This is a genomic window from Cellulomonas sp. KH9, from assembly GCF_900114185.1.
Classification (GTDB): Bacteria; Actinomycetota; Actinomycetes; order Actinomycetales; family Cellulomonadaceae; genus Cellulomonas.
The window spans coordinates 304817-321825 of sequence record NZ_FOSE01000005.1 but is presented as its reverse complement, the minus strand read 5'-3'; the positions used below and the strand labels follow the sequence as shown (position 1 = coordinate 321825).

Below are 17009 nucleotides of genomic sequence, written 5' to 3'. Positions count from 1 at the left end.
GTCAGCGCAGGTCGACCCACCGCTCGCCGACGCGCTCCGGCTCCACGCGACCCGAGGTGAGGGCCGCGACCGTCGTCACGAGCGCCCGGGGGTCGGTGACCCCGACCAGCAGGCGCACGTCCTGCGCGTACGTCGTGTCCAGCACCTCGACGCCCCGGGCGCGCAGCTCGCCCTCGACGCGCCCCGCCTCGGTGTGGTCGAGGCTCAGGCTCCACTCCTCGAGCAGCCGACGCTCGAGCGTGCCGACCTCGGCCAGCCCGGCCGACACCGCGTCGGAGTACGCGCGCACCAGCCCGCCCGCGCCCAGCAGGATCCCGCCGAACCACCGCGTGACGACGACGGCGACGTCGCTGACGCCGTGCCCACGGAGCACCTCGAGCATCGGGGCCCCTGCGGTCCCTGCCGGCTCGCCGTCGTCCGAGGACCGCTGCAGCATCGCGTCCGGGCCGATGACGAACGCCGAGCAGTGGTGGCGCGCGTCCCAGTGGGCCTTGCGCATCTGGTCGACCAGCGCGCGGGCGTCGCTCTCCTGCTCGACCCGGCGCAGCGTGCACAGGAACCGGGAGCGCTTGATCTCGAGGGTCGCCTCGCCGTCGCGGGCGATCGTCAGGTAGGAGGGCATGGCACCACCCACGATGCCACGCCGACGAGCACCCGCCGCGGGACGGAGCACGGGTCGTCCGCACGACCGAGGCGGGTGCTGACCGCCGCTGGCTAGCGTGGCGGCATGGACGACAGGACTCCCGTGACCACCGACCGGAACCGGGCCCGCGACGCCCTCGTGGCAGGGCTGACCACGGCGGCCTACTACGCGGTGCCGGACGTCGTGAGCTCCCGCGCGGCGCGCTTCTGGCTGAAGACCGCGCTGCTGGGCCTGGGCATGACCACGATGGAGGGCATGCCCACCACGCGGGCGGACTGGGAGGCGAAGCGCACGTCCTGGCGAGAGGCTCTCGCCGGCGTCTCGTCGCGGGACGGTGCGGGCGACGCCCACCCGCGCTCGGACGCCGATCCCGACGCCGCGGTGAGCGACCCGTCCGACGCCGGGACGACCGCCACCGACGTGCTGCCCGGCGACGGGGACGACGTGACGGGCCGGCCGAGCGCCTCCCAGCGCGCCGCTGCGCTGGGCGTCGTGGCGGTGCTCGTGGCGGCCGGGACGGTCGGCCCCGTCGCGTTCGAGCGCTGGGTGTACCGGCGCGGTGAGGCGCGTGCGGCGGCCGGTGTGCGGTTCCCCCACACGCGCACCGGGGTCGTCATGGGTGTGCTGGCAGCGGCGGGCGCGTTCATCCCCGAGCCGTCCGAGCGGCGCTGAGGCCGCTCGCCACGCCCGCGGCCGCACCGGACGGGACCCAGGGCCCAGGTACCCACCGCGACGACGTCGAAGACTCTCCGCACGAGGCCACGCCACGTGGCCCGCGTCGAGAGGGAAGTGCGTCATGAGCAGCGTTCTGGTCGTCGGAGGCTCCGGTCTCCTCGGCTTCCACACGGTCCTCGAGCTGGTCGCCCGCGGGCACCGCGTCACGAGCCTGTCGCTGCCGCCGGTGGCGACCGACATCACGTTCCCGGACGGCGTGCAGGCGCTGTGGGGCGACGTCGCGGCGATGACGGACGACGAGCTGACCTCGCTGCTCACCGACGTCGACGCCGTGGTGTACGCCGCCGGTGCGGACGAGCGCACGATCCCGCCCGCCCCCGCCGCGCACTTCTTCCACGAGGCCAACGTCCGCCCCACGCAGCGCCTGGCGCGCGTCGCCCGCGGCGCCGGTGTCACGCGGTTCGTGCTGTTCGGCTCCTACACCGCCGAGTTCGCCGAGCGGTTCGACGACCTGGGGTACCGCACCCACAACGGCTACCCCCGCACCCGTCTGGCGCAGGAGGAGGTCGCGTACCTCGAGGGCGACGGGGCCATGGACGTGATGGTCCTGCGTCTGCCGTACATCTTCGGGCTCGTGGGGCAGCGCCGGCCCCTGTGGCAGTTCGTCCTCGACCGGGTGCAGGCCGCCGGTCCGGTGGCGGTCCTCGGCGGCTCGACGTCGGCGGTCACCGTCCGGCAGGTCGCGCAGGCGGCCGTCGGTGCGATGGAGTCCGGCACGCACGGTGCGCGCTACGCGATCAACGGGTACGACCTGACGTACGCCGAGCTGTACCGCCTGGCGTGCGAGGCGGTCGGCCGCGACCCGCAGGACGTCGTCGTGGTGCCGCTGGACGCGATGCTGCCGTTCGGCGCCCAGGCCGACGCGGCCGCCGCGGCCGCGGGCACCGAGCACGGGATCCACGTGGTCGACTCGATGCGCTTCCAGGACCGCGCCGCGGTGAGCGACATCGAGCCGACGGCCTCCGCGCTCGGCATCGAGCCGGACGACGTCGTCGAGGCGGTCCGCGAGACCTTCCGCTGGTGCGTCGAGCACCCGGTGGCGACCCCGGTCGGCTGACCGGGCCAGACACGGCGAGGCCGGCCCGCACCCCTCTGCGGCCGGCCTCGTCGTCCTGCCGGTGGGTGCGCCGCCCCGGGCACGCGCCGCCCTGCGCCGGACGAGCGGTCCGGTTGCTCCCGTCGTGCACCTTCCCTCCGGGGGTGTCCGGTGCCTAGCCTGGCCGACGGGTCGCGACGACGCGACGGCCACCTCAGTCACCGGGGAGCGCGCATGCCCGAGAGCCCGCAGGTCCACGCCACCTCCCGCCCCACCCCGCCCCCGGGCGGACCCGACCTGCGTCGGCGCACGTTCCTGGCCGTCACGGGCGCGGCCGTCGCCGTCGTCGCCGGGGCGGGTGCGGCCGGCGCGCACGACGGACGCGGATGGGGACCGCGGCCCCCGGCGCACCCGGGACGCCCCCGGCACCACGGTGGCCCGGCGGGCGCCGAGCGCGCGGCGGTCGCGTTCGTCCGCGCGGCCACGGACGCGTACCCGGCGGTCAACACCGGGCCCCGGCTCGCGCAGAGCTACACCGACGAGCTGGGCCTGTTCTCCACGGCGTTCGTCTACGACAACGCGTTGGCGGTCTGCGCGCTGCTCGCCGACGGGCGTCGCGGCAGCGTCGAGACCGCGCGGGTGATCGGCGACGGGCTGCTGTTCGCGCAGGAGCACGACCCCGACCACGCGGACGGCCGCCTGCGCCAGGGCTACAACGTCGGCCCGTACACCTTCTACGACGGCTCGCCGCAGCCCGACGGGTTCGTGCGCGCCGACGGTGCCGCGAACGTCGGCTGGCAGTTCGGGTTCCTCGGCACGGCGGTGGGCGACATGGCGTGGCCCGGTATCGCGCTGCTGCACCTGTACCGGGCGACCCGTGACCCCCGCTACCGCGACGGGGCGGTGCGGATCGGGGAGTGGATCACCTCGACCACCTGGTCGACCGCACCCCTGGGCGGGTTCTCCTTCGGCGTCGACGGGGCGAACCAGCCCGTGCCCAACGGGTCCACCGAGCACAACGTCGACTGCGTCGCCTTCTTCACCATGCTGCGCAAGGCCACCGGCGACCGGCGCTGGGGCGGCGCCGTCGAGCACGCGCGCCGGTTCGTCGAGCGCATGTGGGAGCCCGCGTCCGGCTGGTTCTGGACGGGGACGAACGACGGCGTCGAGATCAACCGCGACCCCGTCCCCCTGGACCCCGCCACGTGGAGCCGGCTGGCGATCGGGGACCGGCGGTACGACCCGGCGCTGGACTGGGCGGCCGCCGCGCTCGCGGTCACGGACGACGCCGCGGCCGTGACCTCCCAGCTGCCCGACGGCGAGCAGGTCTCCGGCGTCACGTTCAGCACCGCGTCGCTCACCTCGACCGCGCAGTACAACGGCGTGACCGTGCACCCGCAGGGCGTGTGGGTCGAGGGCACCGCGCAGCTCGCGACGTCGCTGCTGGACCGGGACCGGCGCGGCGACCGGCAGCGCGCCGAGGCCCTGCTCGCCCAGGTGCGGCACGCCCAGGACGTGCTCGGCGGCGGGCAGCACCTGGGCGGCGTCGAGGTCGACGGCGGGGTCGTCGCCGCGTCCAGCCTGCTCGACAGCGGGTTCGGGTTCGGCTACTTCCAGGTGCAGCACGTCGGCGCGACGTCCTGGTTCCTGCTGGCCTCGACGCGGTCCAACCCGATGCGCTGGGACGGGCTGCGCTGACAGGGCGGGCCGAGGCGGACGTCAGCCGGTCGGGCGCACGTCACCGTCCACGTACTGCCACCCCTCGTCCCCGCGGACGAACCGGCTGACCTCCCGCATCGACCCGCGCCCGGCCGGGCTGCGCCAGAACGCCTCGAACTCCACCGTCCCGGCCGTGTCGAACGCGCCACCGCCGGACGTGGCGATGACGTCCAGGCGGTACCAGCGCACGTCGTCGTCCAGCACGAGGTCCGCCGGCCGGGTCGAGGGGTGCCAGGAACGCCGCAGGTAGGCCGCGTCGCCGACCGCGAACGCGCTGAACCGGGACCGCATGAGCTGCTCGGCCGTGCCCGCGGCACGCTCACCGGCGTGCAGCGGGGCGCAGCACTCGGCGAGGGGCAGGCCGCTGCCGCAGGGGCACCGGGTCACCGGGGGCGCCCGGTCGTGGGACGCACCCGGTCGGGGCAGGTGGTCATGGGACCAGTATCCCGGGCTGCGGCCCGCACGGTGGACGAGGGTGGGAACCCTGGGCGCCGCCCGTCGTTGACCCGGGCGCACCCACCGATCGAGGAGCGCACCCCATGAGCACCGAGTCCGCCCGCATCGCCGCCGCCGTCGTGGCGGGCGTGGGCACCGCCGGCTACTACGCGACACCCGACCTGCTGCGGTCGCGGCGGGCGCGCGGCTGGACCAAGGCGGCGTGCGTCCTGGCGGTCACCGCCGCGGGCGTGCCGGAGGCGTACCGCGGGTGGCAGGCGACCCGCGCCGGCGCACCGGGCTCCGAGGCGCTCGGGGCACGGCCCGACGCCGGCCCGGCCGCGGGTGGTGCGGGCGCGGACGGCACCGACCCCGCGCGCGGGACGCCGGCCGAGGTCTGGCGGAGCGTGCCGCCGGGCTGGCGTGCGGCCCTCACCGGGGGCGCACTCGCGGGCGCTGCCGCGTCGGTGGCGCTGACCGTCGGCGTCGAGCGCGCCCTGTTCCGCCGCGGTGAGGCCCGCCGCGTGTCGGGGGTGCGGCTGCCGCACACCCGCACCGGGCTGGTCCTCGGCGCCCTGGCGGCCGCGCTCGCGCTGTACCCCGACCCGGCGGACACGCCGCGATGAGTCACCCCGCGTCACCGCGCGCCCTCGTGCTGGCGGGTCGTGGCCGGTACGGCGACCCGTGGCACGACCACGCGGCGACGTCCCACCGCGTCGCCCTGGAGCTCACCGCCGCCGGTCTCGACGTCGACGTGCGCAGCACCTTCCCCGACGCGCTCACCGACCTGACGCCCGCCGACCTGCTGGTCGTCAACGCGGGCCGCGGCACCGCGGACGACGACGACGCCACCTGGCTGCCGCTGCACGAGCGCGTCCGGGACCACGCCGCCGCCGGCGGCCCCGTCCTCGCGCTGCACCAGGCGGCCAACACGTTCGGGGACAGCCCGTGGTGGGAGCGCGTGGTGGGGGGCCGGTGGGTCGAGGGGACCTCGTGGCACCCGCCGCAGGCGGTGGCCACGTTCGACGTGCGTCCCGGGCACCCGCTGACCGACGGACTCGGCCCGCTCGTCGTCGACGACGAGCGGTACACCGACCTCGTCGTCGCGCCCGACGCGCACGTGCTGGTCACGCACGACGAGGGCGGCGCGACGCACCCCGTGGTGTGGGTCGCCCCGGGCGGGCGGGCGGTGTACGACGCGCTCGGTCACGGCGTGGAGTCGTACGCCGCCGGCGCGCGCGCCGCGCTGCTGCGGCGCGAGGCGCGCTGGCTCGTCGGGCTGCCCGTGGCGTAGTCGCGCGTCAGCGCAGCACGGACACCGCGTCCCCCGTCCACACCAGCAGCAGACCCTCCACCGCGGCCACCGCGGCCGCATCGGGGACCTCGGTGCGCCAGGCCGGTGCGCCGTCGGCGGGGTCGACGGCGACGACCACGGCGCGGGAGCCCAGCCGGTCGATCCCGGTGACGACGAGCCGCACCCCGTCCGTGGCGACGCCGGTGATCCGGAGGTCCTCGCCGAGCAGCTCGGTCGCCGACGCGTCCCAGAGCACCACACCGGTGCGCGCGTCCAGGGTGTTCACCTCGTTGCCGTCGTGCACGTGCACCCGGCCGGTGAGCACGACCCCCGCCCGCGTGCCCACCGCCACGGGGGCGTGCCACCGGGACTCGCCGCTCGTGGCGTCCCACGCGCGCAGCCCGCCGCCGGTGGTCAGGGTCAGCGCGGGCACGCTCGCGTCGTCGAAGGCCACGGGGACGGGGTTGCCGTCGAGGTCCACGTCCAGGTCGCGGCCGACCAGGCGGGTGCGGCCCTCCACCTCCACGACGAGCGCGCGACCGTCGGGGGTCACGCCCTGCACGGTCGACAGCATCCCGGCCGAGCCCAGCGTCGAGCCGTCGTCGGCGTCCAGGAGCTGGGAACCGGCCCCCAGGACCGCGACGGCGTCGTCCCCCACGGGCACCACCCGCACCTCGGCACCCCACCGCAGCCACCCCCCGCCGCTGCCGGTGTCGGCGTGCACGCGCCACCGCTCCTCGCCCGTGGTGGCGTCGAGCGACCACACGGCGATCCCGTCGGGCTGCGGTGCCGCGAGGACGACGCTGCCGCCGACGACGGCCAGCGCCGCCGCCACGGTGTCGCCCGACCCCGCCGGGTAGCGGTCCGTGACCCTGCCCGTGGCCGTGTCGACCACGGCGAGCCCGGCCGTCGTGGCGGGCCCGCTCGTGGCCGTCGAGGACCCGGCGGCGTCACCGTCGCGGGTGCGCACCGCCGTCGCGTCGTGCATGAGGCACACGACGCGGTCCGGCAGCGCGGGACCGTCGGTGCAGTCGAGCCCGTAGCGCGCCGCAGCCGCCGGCAGCGGCGGGTCGGCGGCGTCGAGCAGCGGGGTGGTCCACCCCGGCGACCCCGTCACGACGTCACGCTGCGTCAGCTGCATCGACCCGTCGGTGGCCACCCGCTCCTCCAGGAGCTGCCCCCCGGTCACCGTCACGTCGTACGTGTCGGCGTCCAGCTGCCAGGCGGGCCGAGGCGCGGCGGCGAGGGGCAGCAGCACGCCCGGCACCCGGGCCAGGGCGGCGTCCCGGGTGCGCTCGCGGGCGTCGGCGACGACCTGCGCGACCGCCAGCACGAGCACGACGAGGAGCAGGAGCGCGATCCACCACCGGCGGCCACGGGGCTCGAGGACGGGTCGCGGCTCGGGGGCGTCCGGCTCGTCGTCGAGCTCGACCACCACCGGGCGGGTCACCTCGTCCACGCTACCGACCCGGCGACCCGGCGGCTCTCCCGGCGAGCTCCGGCGGTTCCCGGCGCGGGACAGCGGGCGGTGACGGCGGGCGGTGACGGTCCGCGGCGCGGGCCGGGCGTGCCCGCGCCGGACGTGCGTCACCCCCCGGCCAGGGGGGAGGGGCCGGGGGGTGACGGGGGGCGGACGCCGCAGCGTCCACGGGTGGGGCCGGCGCGGCGTCCGACGGCGGGTCGGACGGTCCGGCCGGGTGGCCGCCGGGCGCCGGTGGTGGCCGGCGCCCGGCGGTCAGCCGTGCGTGATCAGCCGTCCGTGCGCTGCCGGCGGCGCGCCAGCACGAGCGCGGTACCACCGGCGATGGCCGCCACGGCGGCGAGCAGGCCGACCGAGACCTGCGCACCGGTCGCGGCGAGCGTGCCACGGTCGTCCGTCGCGGACAGGACCTCGGCCCGCTCGGTCGCGGTGGGCGCCGGTGCGGGTGCGCTCGGCGTCGGGGTGGGCGTCTCGACCGGGGCGGGCAGCACCTCGGCACGCTCCGTCGGCGTCGGCGTCGGCGTCGGCGTCGGGCTGGGCTCGGGCGCCACGACGACGTCCTCGTCCGGCGTCGGCTCCGGGCTGGGCGTGGGCGTCACGGGCTCGGGCGCCGGTGCCGGCGGCTGCGTCGGCTCGGGCGTGGGCTCCGGGGTCGGTGCCGGGAGCACCTCGCCGGCGTCGCACAGCGTGCCGAGGTCGACGAGCTTCTTCACGTCGTAGTGGCCGTAGTAGGCGAGGAACCCGGGCGCGAAGCCGCCGTTCGGGGGCACGATCACGGTCGGCACGACCGTGGCCAGGTCGACGCGCGTCCCGGCGATGCCGTTGCCCACCAGGTCCACCTGCAGGCCGTACGCCCCGGGCTCGGCGCAGACCGCCGCGGCGTCCTCGGTGCCGAGCTCGAGCGGGATGATCTCCGCCTTCTTCGGCAGCTTGGTGGACGCGCCGTGGCGCAGGGAGCCGTCCGCCGACGGCCACGCCCACACGGGGTGCAGCGCGACGCGCTGCTGCGGTCCGCTGTTGTGGAAGCCGGCGGGCTTGCGGGTGTCCAGCTTCTTGTACAGGAAGTAGCCGGTCGCCTTCTCGCACGTGTACGAGTCCCACGGGATGGGCTCCCCGACGCGCTTGCCGCCGCACAGGTCGGCGGGCGCGGGGGCCGGGGTGCCGGGCTTGCCGGTGCCGGGCTTGCTCGAACCGGGCTTGCTCGAACCGGGCTTGCCCTTGTCGGGGCCGGACGAGTAGCCGGGCTTGGTGGAGCCGTGGTGGCCGCCGCCGGCGGTGGCGGCGGTGGCGGGCAGCACGAGCAGCGCTGCGGCGGACAGGAGGACGATGGGGAGACGGCGGTTCACGGGGGCACTCCTCGGCCGCGGACGCGTGGACGGGTGCCGGACGGCAGCGGCCGCGCCATCGGGCGTAACGGACAATAGAGGCAAACGCCGGGTCCGTGGTGAACTTTTGTCCAACTCGTGCGCGAATCATCCGTTCGGTCGCATACGGCACGGTCTGACCAGGGGGTCTGTCCGAGCCGTCGGACGGGATGCGCTCTCCCCGCGGCGCCGCCGACCCCGCCTCCCGGCGTCCGCGCCGTCCCTGCGGTCGGTCGGGCGGTGCCGGGCGGGACGCCGCCGGGCGGGGGTCGTCAGGAGGTGGCGGCGAGCGACGCGACCGCGCGCGCCAGCAGGTCGACCGACGCGTCGGCACGCTCGTCGTCGTGGTCGGCGACCCAGGCCTGGACGATGCCGTCGGAGGCGGACAGCAGCAGGGCCGCGACGTGCGCGACGGGCGCCGCCCACGTGACGCCGCCGTGCCCCGACCACGCGGTGAGCTGCCGCTCGATCTCCGCCAGGTACTGCTGCCGCTCCCAGGTCACCACGCTGGGTCCGCCGTCGTCGCGGGCGGCGCGGATCAGCTCGAACACCATGGCCTGGTGCTCGGGGTCGGCCCGGACGATGTCGAGCTGGGTCCGGACGGCGCGACGCAGCGCAGTCTCCAGGTCGTCCGTGGCCACCGCGGCGCCCCAGGCCGCCGCGGCGCCGGTGAGCTCGCGGTCGACGAGGGCGCGCACGAGGGCCGCCTTGGATCCGAACGCGTAGTGGAAGATCCCGTGCGGCAGGCCGGCCCGGGTCGTCACGGCGCGGGTGGTGAGGCCGGCCAGGCCCTGCTCGCGCAGCAGGGCCACCGCGGCGTCGAGCAGCTGCGCCCGGCGCTCGTCGACGGGACGGTGGGACCCGCTCCCGGTCGTGCTCACCGCACCATCCTAGGCAGACTTGGCCAGTCGACTTGGACACCTGGCCAACTCGGCCTAGCGTGAGACCCCGCACCCGCGCCCTGCACCCGCCCCGCACCCGCGGCGCCGTCCGCTGGAGGACCCGTGATCATCGTCGCCCCCGCCGCACCGAGCGACGTCGTCGCTGCGGCGGCGGTCCTGGCCGAGGCGTTCGCGGACGACCCCGTGACGGCCCCGCTGGTGGGCGACCGCGACCCGGCCGGCCGGCGCGCCCGCCTGGAGCACCTCTTCGTCGGCCTGCTGCGACCGGCCGTCGCCGACGGCACGGCCGACGTCGCCCGGCACGCGGGCGACCCGGACGTGGTGGGCGTCGCCATCTGGGACGCGCCGGGCGCGACCACGAGCGTCGTGCAGCTCGCCGCGCAGCTGCCGTCCTTCGCCCGCGCCTGCGGGATCCGTGGCCTGCTGCGGGCCGCGGTCACCAAGCACACGATCGACCGGCACCGCCCGCGGGCGCCGCACTGGTACCTGCAGGAGATCGGCGTCGCCCACCGGGCGCGCGCCACGGGCGTCGGCACGGCGCTGCTGCGCAGCCGGCTGGCCGTGGTCGACGCGCAGGACGCCCCCGCCCACCTCGAGTCGTCGACCGAGCAGAACCGGCGTCTGTACCGGCGCCACGGGTTCGTCGACGTCGGCCCGGTGCGCGGCCTCGCGTCCGCGCCGATGGTGATGTCGCGTCCGCCCGCGTCCCGGCGCACGGCGGTCGTGGCTGCCTCCCGGCCCGCCACCGTCTGACGCCCCGCCCCGCTGCGCCGTCGGGAAAAACCCCTTGGCGTCGCGTGGGGGGCGACGTAGCGTCGTCGGTACACGGAAGGGAGGTGGTCCGAGACATGAAGTCTTTCCGGACGCGTGAGGTGGCTGCCCGCTAGCCGCCCGAGTCATCGGACGGACTGCTCGATCCGCTCATGCTCCGCCGGCACAGCCGGCAGGGCGGCAGGCGAGTACCGGCAGTCACCGCAGCCCGTGGGAGCCGCGACCTCGTCCCTCGCGGCAGGGCCCCGTCAGGGGTCCGGCCCACGGGCTGTTCCCTGCCCGCGACCCGGTCCGCACCACCCGCCTGCAGGGGCCCGCCGCCGCGCCCGCGGCGGATGAGAGGGTGGAGGCGTGGCACTCAAGTCCCCCGCAGAGATCGAGCAGATGCGCCCCGCCGGGCGGTTCGTGGCCGACGTCCTGACGTCGTTGCGCGAGTTCACCCGCGTCGGCATGACGACGAACGACCTCGACGCGCACGCCCGCGAGCTGATCGCGAAGGCCGGTGCGCACTCCGTCTACCTGGGCTACCACCCGAGCTTCGGGGCGATGCCGTACCCGGGCGTCCTGTGCACGTCGGTCAACGCCGACGCGCTGCACGGCCTGCCGTCGGAGCGGGTGCTGCAGGACGGCGACGTGCTGAGCATCGACTTCGCCTGCCAGGTCGAGGGCTGGGTGGCCGACTCGGCGCTGACGTTCCAGCTGGGCACGCAGACCCCCGAGGCGCAGCGGCTCATCGCGGCGACCGAGCAGGCGCTGGCCGCCGGCATCGCCGCCGCGCAGCCGAACGCGCGCATGGGTGACGTCTCGGCGGCGATCGGACGCATCGCGCGCCAGGGTGGGTACGGGCTCAACACCGACTTCGGCGGCCACGGCGTGGGCCGGACCATGCACGAGGACCCGCACGTGCCGAACGACGGGCGCCCCGGCAGCGGCAGCCGGCTCAAGCCGGGCCTCGTCATCGCGATCGAGCCCTGGTTCATGGCGGGCGGGAGCGACTACGTGGTCGACGACGACGGGTGGACCATCCGCAGCGCCGACGGGTCCCTCGCCGCGCACGCGGAGCACACGGTCGCGATCACCAAGCGCGGCCCGGTGGTCCTGACGGCCCGCGACTGACCCCGTCCGGGAGAGACGCGGGCGTCCGGCGAGCCGGAACGCCTGCGCGAACGGGTCGCCGCCCGCCAGGATGTGCGGGTGGACGCACACCAGGACACGTCGGGCATCCCGGCCGCACGGCCCGTCGACCCGCAGGCCTACCGCGGGTCCGACCCGCCTGACGCCGGCGACGCACCCTGGTACCGCGACCCGGACCTGTGGGCGCGTGCCGTCATGAGCGGTGTGCTGGTCCTGGCGTGGGTGCTGACCGACCTCGGCCCGGCCGCGCTCGCCGCGGCGATGACGGTCGCGGGCGTCAGCACCGTGCGCGCGCGGACCCGCCGCGACGGCACGCGCTGGTGGACCGTCCTCGAGGTGGTCCTGCTCGTGGCCCTCACCGTCGCCACCCTGCTGGCCACCCGGGCCGTCCGGCCCCTGCCCGGTGCCGAGCTGGCTGCCCAGCTGGTCGTCGGAGCGGCCGTGGGCGTGGCGGTCGCCGCCGGGGTCGCCGCCCTCAGCCGTCGCCGCGCAGCGCCGACGGCCCCGCCGACGGCCCCGCCGACGGCGGTGTGACGCCCACCGGCTCGACGAGCACGAGCGGGTCCGCGTCCAGGTCGAGCACGCGCGACCGCGCCGGCGGCGTCAGGGCGGTCTCGAACCGCACGGTCGCCTCCCGGCCGCGCACGTGCACCACCCAGCCGCGCCCGAGGGTCGCGTGCTCCACGTCCAGGCCGGGCCGGGCGTTCGACTCCTCCAGCAGACGGCCCACCGCGGAGCCGCCGAGCGGGCGGCCGACGACGGCCTTCTCCGCGCCCACCAGGCGCGCGTCGTCCGCGACGAGCCCGGCCACGACGTCGTCCACGTCGGGCGCGGTGGACCCGTCGGGCGCGGTGGACCCGTCGGGGAGCGTCGGTCCGGCGTCGTGCTCCTGCACACCGTCGTCGTCCCGTACGGCGTCGTCCCCGCGCGGTCCGGCGTCACCCTCGCCTCGCGGTCCGGTGGGCTCCTCGTCCGGCGTGTCGTTGCCGGTCACGTCGGCACCGTCCGTGGGCCGGTCGGCGTCGGCCACGGCCAGCCGCCCGCCCACGTGGTCGTGCTCCCCGACCACGGCCCGCCGCGGGGCGTCGAACAGGTGCGCGTCCAGGTCGAGGGCCAGCTGGGCGTGCGACGACAGCGCGTGGAACGCGACCCCGAGCAGCCGCACCGGCTCCACCACGCCCGCCGCGAGCACCGCGCGCCGGGCGGCGTCGCGCAGCTCGGACTCCGAGGCGGTCGGGTGCGGGAACGTCACGGAGCGCGTGACGGTCGAGAAGTCGGCGTAGCGGACCTTGGCGACGACGGTCCGGGCCGCGCCGCCGTGCCGCTCCAGGCGCTGCAGCGCCTCGTCGACGACGTCGTCGACGGCCGAGAGCACCAGGTCCTTGCCGCGCAGGTCGACGGCGAAGGTGCGCTCGGCGCCGGCGGACTTGCGCTCGGAGGTGGTGACCACGGGCCGGTCGTCCAGCCCGCGGGACATCAGGTACAGCCCGGTGCCGTGCGCCTCGCCGAGCGTCATCGTCAGCGTGTCGAGCGGCTGGCGGCGCAGGTCGGCGACGGTCCGCACGCCCAGGCGCTCCAGCGCGCCCTGCGTCGCCGGGCCGACCCCCGGGACGGTCCGCACGTCCAGCGGCAGCAGCACGTGGTCCTCGTCCTCGGGGCGCACCACGACGACGCCGCCGGGCTTGCGCAGGTCGGACGCGATCTTGGCGACCAGCTTGGAGCGGCCGACGCCTACGGACACGGTGAGCCCGGTGAGCTCGGTGACGCGCGCCTGGACGCGTGCGGCGACGTCCTCCGGATCCCCGACGTCGCCGGGCGCGAGGGCGAGGTCGGCGAACGCCTCGTCGATCGACAGGGGCTCGACCGCGGGCGTCAGGTCCCGCAGCACCCCCATGATGACCTGCGAGTACGCCGCGTACGCCGCGAACCGGGGCGTCAGCACCGCGGCCCCGGGGCTGAGGCGCCGGGCCCGGGACATGGGCATCGCGGAGCGGGCGCCGTGCCGGCGCGCCTCGTACGACGCGGTCGAGACGACCCCCCGCCCGCCGATCCCGCCCACCAGCACCGGCTTGCCGCGCAGCGACGGCTTGTCGCGCTGCTCGACGGCCGCGAAGAACGCGTCGGCGTCGAGGTGCAGCACCGTCGCGGCGTCGCGCATGCGCACGGCGGCGACGAGGCGCTGCGCACGGTCGGCTGCGGGATCCACCCCACCATCTTCCGACGCCGCACCGGCCGTGCCGCCCGGTGCGGCCGGTGCCGTGCCTCACCGGGGCGGGTGCGGCGGGGTCCGCGGCATGTGAGGTCGGTGAGGATCCGCGCCGCGTTGTAACGATCCAGCGGGCCGTCGCGCGGATGCTGCGAGGATGGCCGGGTGACCAGCCCGTACCGCGTGATGACCGTGTGCACCGGCAACATCTGCCGCTCCCCGATGGCGGAGATCGTGCTCCGCGAGCGGTTCGCGGCCGCCGGCCTGGCCGACGCGGTGCAGGTCGACTCCACCGGCATCAGCGACGAGGAGCACGGCAACCCGGTCGACTGGCGGGCGCGCGCCGTGCTGCGCCGGCACGGCTACCCGACCGGGGACGGCCACCGGGCGCGGCAGACCCGCCCGACCGACCTCGCCGCGCGGGACCTCGTCCTGCCCATGACCGCGGCGCACGCCCGCGCCCTGCGCCGCCTGGCCGACGGCGACCCGGCCCTGACCGGGCGGGTCCGCATGTTCCGCACCTTCGACCCGGCCGCGCCCGCGGAGCCCGGTCAGCCGGAGCACGTCCTCGACGTCGACGACCCCTGGTACGGCCCCGAGGAGGGGTTCGAGACGACGCTCGCGGAGATCGAGGCGGCCGCCGACGGGATCGTCGACTTCGTCCGCGAGGCTCTCGCGGAGCGACGGGACGGCGCCCCCGGCGACGCGGCGGATCACCCCCGCGCCTGACGTGACGTCCGGCCGCGGTGTGGCACGGTGCTCGCTGTGCCTCCCGTGACCCCGCCTCCCGCGATCCGCCACGTCCTGTTCCCCGGCCGCCACCACCTGGTCACCGCGTTCCAGGTCGCGTACCTGGGCGACCTGCTCGCCGGCAAGGTCGTCGACACCGCGGGCGAGCCCGTGACCTGCACGTCCGACGCGCGCGTGGTGTGGGCGCTGACCTCCGCCACGCACAGCGGCACCCGGCGCAACCCCGTCCCGGCGCACCGCCGCGAGGCGATGGTCGAGGCGGTGACCACGCGCGCAGGGCTGCCCTCGCTCGTCGTCCCCGTGGCCGACGTGCCCCCGAGCCCGCGGTTCGCGCACACGGTCCTCGCGACGTGCGAGCTGGTGCTGGGCGAGGCGCTGACGCCCGCCGAGACGGTCGTGGCGTGCTCCACGCCGGAGGTCGCGGAGCTGTACGCGGCCGAGGGGTTCCGCATCGCGGCCGTCGAGGCCGGCGACCCGCGCGACCCGGTGCGCCCGTGGGACGTGCTCGAGCGGATGGTCGCGGGCGACGACGCGTGGCGCGCGCTCGCGCACCCCGAGGCGGTCGCGTTCTACGAGCGGTACCGCCTGGACGAGCACGTCCGGCTGGTGCACACCGACCCGACCGTGCAGGACGACGGTGACCTCACCGAGACCCGCGACTACACCACCTACACGGCCGCGTTCGACGACGCGTCGGACCGCAAGTGGGCCCAGGTCGCCCCGCACGTGCGCCCGGGCCGGGTCGTCGACCTGGGCTGCGCGGCGGGCGGGCTGCTGGAGCGGGCGGCGAAGGACCCGCGCCTGGCGGAGTCCGACCTGTACGGCGTCGACGTGTCCCGGCACCTGGTCGCCGAGGCCGAGCACCGCCGCGCGCAGGGCGTGTTCGCCAACCCCAACGTGTTCTTCGCCCAGCGCAACCTGCTGCTGGGGCCGGTGTTCCCCGACCGGTCGGTGGACACCACGACGACGATCGCGCTGACCCACGAGATCTCCAGCTACGGCCGCGGCCGCGACGACCTGGAGCTGCTGGCCGCGCGCCTCTTCGCGCACACCCGGCCCGGCGGCGTGTGGATCAACTCCGACGTGCTCGGCCCGGCGGACCCCGAGCGCGTCGTCGACCTGGTGCTCGACGGTGACGCCGACGTCCCCGCGCGGGACCTGTCCGGGCTGCCGCGGCCCGAGGCCGCCGCGCACGTCGCGGCGCTGTCGCCCGCGGCGCGGCTGGTGCAGTTCGCACAGGACTTCCCGGCACTGTCCGGCGCGACCGTCGAGGTCGAGTGGGTCGAGGTCGGGCAGGTCCGCAGCGTCGCGCGCACGACCCTGCGCACCGCGATGGAGTACCTGTACACGCGTGACTACACCGACTCGTGGCTCTCGGAGTGCCACGAGCGGTTCTGCGACATGACCGGCGACGACTGGCGCACGTTGCTCGAGGGCGTCGGGTTCGAGCTCGAGCCCGGCAGCGGGCCGTGGCGCAACGACTGGTTCGTCGAGAACCGGCTACAGGTGGGTGCGGCGCTGCGCGACCCCGCGACGGGCGCGCCGGTGGACTGGCCCGACACGCACGTGCTGACGGTGGCGCGCCGGCCGCTGGTGCCGGTGGCCGCGGCCGGGTAGCGGGGCTGCCGGCCCGGTCGGGCGCCGGGCGGCCGGCGTGGACGTGTCGGCTGCACAACCTGCGCAGGTCACGCGTGCGGCGGCGCCGGTGCCCACCAGTAGGGTCCGGGCCGTGGCAGGGGACCGCAGTGGCGTCGTCCGGCGCGGCGTCGCCGCGTCGGGACGTGCGCTCGGACGGCGGCTGCACGACCTCGCCCTCACCGAGACCTTCCGGTCCTCCCTCGGGGGTGCCGTCGGCATCGCCCTCGGGGTGGCCGGCCGCGCGGTCGAGGCCGGCGCGTCCTGGACCCTGGTCGACGGTCTGCTCGTCGGCATGGCGGCCTACCAGGTGCTCTACGTCGTCCTGACGCTCGTGCTGTACCTGCCGGCGGGTCCGGAGGTCGTCGCGCGCGCTGCCGCGACGATGCCGCGACGCGGGCCGCTGCACCGGTGGCTGCTGCTCACCGAGCCGGGTGCCGGGGCCGCGCTCGCGGTCGGGCTCGGCGCCATGGTGACGGCGGTCGTCGTGCTGCCGCAGAGCGGCGGGCTGCCCAGCGGCCTGCCCCAGCCGGTGCTCGTGGCGGTCGGGATCGTCCTGGTGGTCAGCGCGTGGGCGACGATGGTCGTCACGTACGCGATCGACTACCTGCGCCGCGACCTGCTCGACGGCGGCCTGCGCTTCGCCGGGGACGAGCCGCGCGTCTTCGCGGACTACCTGTACGTCGCGGTGGCCGTGGCCACGACGTTCGGCACGACGGACGTCACGGTCACCCGCAGCGCGCTGCGCCGGACCGTCACCGGGCACGCGCTGGCGGCGTTCGTCTTCAACGCCGTCGTCGTGGCGATCAGCGTCGCCTCGATCGTCTCGCTGGCGACCTGACCTCCCGCGCGGCCGTGCGCGGCGGGGCGGGACGGCCCCGACGCGCCGCGGGACCGTGGACACT

Annotated in this window: 17 protein-coding genes; 11 read left to right on the top strand and 6 right to left on the bottom strand. The window is 76.5% G+C overall.

What is annotated here, in order from left to right:
* Position 1: 1 nt before the first annotated feature.
* On the bottom strand, positions 2–622 hold the full coding sequence (locus tag BMZ16_RS17250) for a YigZ family protein (protein WP_089802979.1): 621 nt from the start codon (positions 620–622) through the stop codon (positions 2–4).
* Positions 623–727: 105 nt separating this feature from the next.
* Between BMZ16_RS17250 and BMZ16_RS17245 the strand changes: the two genes are divergently transcribed.
* The 3 genes from BMZ16_RS17245 (at position 728) to BMZ16_RS17235 (ending at position 4112) form a co-directional block, all read left to right on the top strand.
* Positions 728–1315, top strand: a complete 588-nt coding sequence (locus BMZ16_RS17245) for a hypothetical protein (protein WP_143082881.1) — start codon at positions 728–730, stop codon at positions 1313–1315.
* A gap of 124 nt (positions 1316–1439) precedes the next feature.
* Entirely contained in the window at positions 1440–2435 is a 996-nt protein-coding gene (locus BMZ16_RS17240) for an NAD-dependent epimerase/dehydratase family protein (RefSeq protein WP_089802753.1), read from the top strand.
* 213 nt (positions 2436–2648) lie between these two features.
* A complete protein-coding gene (locus tag BMZ16_RS17235) occupies positions 2649–4112 on the top strand; it encodes a glycoside hydrolase family protein (RefSeq protein ID WP_089802751.1) in 1464 nt (487 codons plus the stop codon).
* Positions 4113–4133: 21 nt separating this feature from the next.
* Here the strand turns inward: BMZ16_RS17235 and BMZ16_RS17230 are convergent, their stop codons facing one another.
* Positions 4134–4520 carry a YchJ family protein gene (locus BMZ16_RS17230; RefSeq protein ID WP_089802749.1) on the bottom strand — a complete coding sequence of 129 codons (387 nt, stop codon included), beginning with the start codon at positions 4518–4520 and terminating at the stop codon, positions 4134–4136.
* Between the two features lie 152 nt (positions 4521–4672).
* Here BMZ16_RS17230 and BMZ16_RS17225 point away from each other — a divergent pair, with 152 nt between their 5' ends.
* Positions 4673–5194, top strand: coding sequence for a hypothetical protein (locus tag BMZ16_RS17225; RefSeq protein WP_089802747.1), 522 nt, complete (start codon positions 4673–4675; stop codon positions 5192–5194).
* The gene (locus BMZ16_RS17220; protein WP_089802745.1) at positions 5191–5862 is read left to right on the top strand and encodes a ThuA domain-containing protein; all 672 of its coding nucleotides are present in this window, start codon (positions 5191–5193) and stop codon (positions 5860–5862) included. Before BMZ16_RS17225 ends, BMZ16_RS17220 begins: the two co-directional genes overlap by 4 nt.
* 7 nt (positions 5863–5869) lie before the next feature.
* Here BMZ16_RS17220 and BMZ16_RS17215 read toward each other — a convergent pair whose 3' ends face one another.
* The 3 genes from BMZ16_RS17215 to BMZ16_RS17205 form a co-directional block, all read right to left on the bottom strand.
* On the bottom strand, positions 5870–7312 hold the full coding sequence (locus tag BMZ16_RS17215; RefSeq protein WP_143082880.1) for an outer membrane protein assembly factor BamB family protein: 1443 nt from the start codon (positions 7310–7312) through the stop codon (positions 5870–5872).
* A gap of 299 nt (positions 7313–7611) precedes the next feature.
* Positions 7612–8688, bottom strand: coding sequence for an LPXTG cell wall anchor domain-containing protein (locus tag BMZ16_RS19445; protein ID WP_177199761.1), 1077 nt, complete (start codon positions 8686–8688; stop codon positions 7612–7614).
* A gap of 290 nt (positions 8689–8978) precedes the next feature.
* Positions 8979–9587: a TetR/AcrR family transcriptional regulator gene (locus tag BMZ16_RS17205; protein ID WP_089802741.1), complete on the bottom strand. Its 609-nt coding sequence runs from the start codon at positions 9585–9587 to the stop codon at positions 8979–8981.
* Positions 9588–9710: 123 nt separating this feature from the next.
* On the opposite strand from BMZ16_RS17205, the gene BMZ16_RS17200 reads away from it, so the two are divergent.
* From BMZ16_RS17200 to BMZ16_RS17190, 3 genes are all read left to right on the top strand, one after another.
* Positions 9711–10361, top strand: coding sequence for a GNAT family N-acetyltransferase (locus tag BMZ16_RS17200; RefSeq protein WP_089802739.1), 651 nt, complete (start codon positions 9711–9713; stop codon positions 10359–10361).
* Positions 10362–10730: 369 nt separating this feature from the next.
* Entirely contained in the window at positions 10731–11495 is a 765-nt protein-coding gene (gene map, locus BMZ16_RS17195) for a type I methionyl aminopeptidase (protein ID WP_089802738.1), read from the top strand.
* 78 nt (positions 11496–11573) lie between these two features.
* On the top strand, positions 11574–12047 hold the full coding sequence (locus BMZ16_RS17190) for a hypothetical protein (protein WP_089802736.1): 474 nt from the start codon (positions 11574–11576) through the stop codon (positions 12045–12047).
* Here BMZ16_RS17190 and BMZ16_RS17185 read toward each other — a convergent pair.
* A complete protein-coding gene (locus tag BMZ16_RS17185; RefSeq protein ID WP_089802734.1) occupies positions 11989–13719 on the bottom strand; it encodes a DNA polymerase IV in 1731 nt (576 codons plus the stop codon). The genes BMZ16_RS17190 and BMZ16_RS17185 overlap by 59 nt on opposite strands.
* 186 nt (positions 13720–13905) lie before the next feature.
* On the opposite strand from BMZ16_RS17185, the gene BMZ16_RS17180 reads away from it, so the two are divergent.
* The 3 genes from BMZ16_RS17180 to BMZ16_RS17170 all read left to right on the top strand — a co-directional run bounded on the left by BMZ16_RS17180 (position 13906) and on the right by BMZ16_RS17170 (position 16945).
* The gene (locus BMZ16_RS17180) at positions 13906–14448 is read left to right on the top strand and encodes a low molecular weight protein-tyrosine-phosphatase (protein WP_089802977.1); all 543 of its coding nucleotides are present in this window, start codon (positions 13906–13908) and stop codon (positions 14446–14448) included.
* A 45-nt stretch (positions 14449–14493) separates the two neighbouring features.
* Positions 14494–16086: a methyltransferase domain-containing protein gene (locus tag BMZ16_RS17175; RefSeq protein WP_218143386.1), complete on the top strand. Its 1593-nt coding sequence runs from the start codon at positions 14494–14496 to the stop codon at positions 16084–16086.
* 112 nt (positions 16087–16198) lie between these two features.
* Positions 16199–16945, top strand: a complete 747-nt coding sequence (locus BMZ16_RS17170) for a DUF1345 domain-containing protein (protein WP_089802732.1) — start codon at positions 16199–16201, stop codon at positions 16943–16945.
* Positions 16946–17009 lie beyond the last annotated feature (64 nt).